This window comes from Candidatus Obscuribacterales bacterium, assembly GCA_036703605.1.
Taxonomy (GTDB): domain Bacteria; phylum Cyanobacteriota; class Cyanobacteriia; order RECH01; family RECH01; genus RECH01.
This window is the reverse complement of record DATNRH010000782.1, coordinates 1-2007: the sequence shown is the minus strand read 5'-3', so window position 1 is coordinate 2007 and position 2007 is coordinate 1. Positions and strand designations below refer to the sequence as shown.

At 50.3% G+C, this 2007-nt stretch carries 3 protein-coding genes; 1 reads left to right on the top strand and 2 read right to left on the bottom strand.

Annotation, left to right across the window (positions count from 1 at the left end; translation table 11 throughout):
- Positions 1-506 (top strand): hypothetical protein (locus V6D20_16245; GenBank protein ID HEY9817331.1); only part of this gene is annotated, 506 nt, incomplete at its 5' end.
- Positions 507-764: 258 nt separating this feature from the next.
- Here the strand turns inward: V6D20_16245 and V6D20_16240 are convergent.
- Together V6D20_16240 and V6D20_16235 are read right to left on the bottom strand one after the other, a co-directional pair.
- Entirely contained in the window at positions 765-1022 is a 258-nt protein-coding gene (locus tag V6D20_16240; protein ID HEY9817330.1) for a DUF4160 domain-containing protein, read from the bottom strand.
- Positions 1023-1200: 178 nt separating this feature from the next.
- Positions 1201-1377, bottom strand: coding sequence for a hypothetical protein (locus tag V6D20_16235; protein ID HEY9817329.1), 177 nt, complete (start codon positions 1375-1377; stop codon positions 1201-1203).
- Positions 1378-2007: the final 630 nt, after the last annotated feature.

Below are 2007 nucleotides of genomic sequence, written 5' to 3'. Positions count from 1 at the left end.
CGCCAAGGCTGAGGATAAGGGTCTGCCTGTTGAAGATGGAACGGGCAGACCTAGTTTTATGGGCAATTGGTTGTATGACAACACACCTCTCGACGGACGATCTACAAACGACTCAAGACCTGTTGCAGGACTACGCTCCAGCTCAACCTGCCCTAGCAACGCTGCGTCATCACCACGGTGATCTGGAAAGCAGCTTGGAGGAGCTGGCGGCGGCGGGAACGGCTGTCTATGGGGAGGATCGCAAGACCCTGCGCCAGGTGTTTCTGGCCAATCTGCGTCGGGAGTTGTGCGGTGATGATAGCTTTCGGGAAAAGGTAGAGGAGTACAACAAAAACCCTGCCCAGGCGTCTCTGTTGACGGGGCTGATTGTCTATGTGGTGGAGTTGATTGCGCTGCCGTGGATGAGTCCAGCGATCGCCACTGTTGCTGTCCTCTGGGTGCTGAAGATTGGTCTGCGTACCTTTTGCGACTACACCGAACCCAGTGAAACGCCAGGGGATGGCTGATGATTTGAGGTTTGACTCAGGTTGTAGAGAAATTCTGGGGCAAAGTCTGCACCGTTGGGCCATTCAATGGTTCTTGTTTCTGGGTTTAAGAAAACCTGCCTAAATTGCTCTAGGTCTTGGAGTGGAGCAAAGATGTCGCCATATAGCTCTGGCCATAAATCAATCTCTCGGGTTGTCTGATCACTGAAGGTTAGCCTCAGCCTATAGCCGTCCAGAGGTTCCATCTTCGTAACATGAAGAAACATGCTAAGTTCCTCTCTATTGCAACGGTTGGATTTCATTCAGGGCTTGGCGTTGTCTAGCGCGTTCCCAATTCTCCATCAACTCGGTTTGGTGAAGATCTAACCACTCAAGCACCATTCTCAATGCCCGTTTCGACATTCTGCCTTCGACTATACCAGTTGTGATTTCCACAATCACCTCCTGATCTTGATATCGAGCATGGAAATGAGGCGGCTGATGGTCGTTGTAGTTCATGAAGATGATGATTCCGTAAAATCGACTAATCGTAGGCATCTATCGAGTTTTTTCTAATGGTGTGACCTGCCACTGTTGCTGTCCTCTGGGTGCTGAAGATTAGCCTACGCACCTTCTGCGACTACACCGAACCTTCTCAAGAGGATAGATGATGATTTGAGTGGGGTGCCTGTTGGGAAAATTCTCTTCAGGGATGGGCAGTGCCTACTGCTATGCCTTAGGAATCTGAAGACAGAATTTCATCAAGGGTGAGTTGGTCGAGCCATTGGGTACGGTTTCTTGTGTAGTCGCCGTGGCCTTGGTTGAACTGTTTGATAAAACGCACAGCATCGACATAGCCTAGAGCATCAACTAAAGCCTGAAAACCTTTGCGGGTCAGTTCGGTGGGAGTCATTGGTTTTCTCCATTAGCGTGTTCAGTGCTGACTAGCCATATTAACGGATTTTCAACGGTGATGGGAATTAAAAACCGTTGGGGCTACGGAGCGGCGGCGTTTGGGGGTTGGCGGCAGTGAAGCGTTGCTGCACCTCGGCGGGGGTGCTGTTGAGGCACTGGGCGACGGTGGGGAGCAGGTTGTCGTCTTGGGTGATTTGGTAAAGGCGGGATAGGGCACTGTCATCGCAGTGCTGTGCTGGTTGTTGAATCCGACAAAAATGATGGGTGCCTGTTCGAGGTGATTCTGAGCTTGGGCATAGTCTTGCTGCGCCTCGGCTAGTAAGCCAAGCTGATCGTAGGTGCCCGCTTGCTCGTAGCGATCGCCAAATTCAAGAAAATATCAGGACTGACGTGACAATTTATCTGTCCTGGTATACCCGGGTGTTTCGAGCCTCCAAAAGCTCTGTTGCCAAAGCTTTTCAGTCAATCACCTCTAGGAAGCGTGCTAGGATGAATGAGAGATGCAAATAGGTTAGAAAGCATCGTCTTGATTGGTATCAGCTCACTTATTACTATCTAAAACTGATGAAAAAGAAGCTTTTCACCCTCACTACTGTTATCATCGCCGCAGCCGCAGGCATCAGCTTTT

Excerpts from the sequence above, each read along its gene's own strand:
- V6D20_16240 (HEY9817330.1), bottom strand. The coding sequence starts at position 1,022 with ATGCCTACGATTAGTCGATTTTACGGAATCATCATCTTCATGAACTAC.
- V6D20_16235 (HEY9817329.1), bottom strand. The coding sequence starts at position 1,377 with ATGACTCCCACCGAACTGACCCGCAAAGGTTTTCAGGCTTTAGTTGAT.